1 tRNA gene and 1 rRNA gene are annotated in these 347 nt (G+C 56.5%); both read left to right on the top strand.

The annotated features are described in order from the left end of the window. Positions 1-31: 31 nt before the first annotated feature. Positions 32-146, top strand: a 5S ribosomal RNA gene (gene rrf, locus H6M51_RS24350). 124 nt (positions 147-270) lie between these two features. Next, a tRNA-Met gene (locus H6M51_RS24345) sits at positions 271-347 on the top strand.

Here is a 347-nt window from a genome sequence, read left to right as displayed (position 1 = left end):
TGCCAGCTTCTCAATGATTGCCCTTAGCTGACCTGGTGGTTATGGCGGGGTGGCTGCACCCGTTCCCATTCCGAACACGGCCGTGAAACGCCCCAGCGCCAATGGTACTTCGTCTCAAGACGCGGGAGAGTAGGTCGCTGCCAGGTCTGCTAAAGGCAATCATAATCTTCTCTAAACAACATCGGCCCTAGCCGATATCTGAGGGCCGCTATAAAAGCGGCCCTTTCGCTTTAAACAGTCTCTCAAGCGTTGAAAAATCAACGCTCTCGGCGCGGGGTGGAGCAGCCCGGTAGCTCGTCAGGCTCATAACCTGAAGGCCGCAGGTTCAAATCCTGCCCCCGCAACCA

Source organism: Rhizobium sp. AQ_MP (assembly GCF_014237835.1).
In the GTDB taxonomy this organism is placed as follows: domain Bacteria; phylum Pseudomonadota; class Alphaproteobacteria; order Rhizobiales; family Rhizobiaceae; genus Allorhizobium.
The sequence above is the reverse complement of the archived record's forward strand: the minus strand, read 5'-3'. Positions and strand labels throughout refer to the sequence as shown.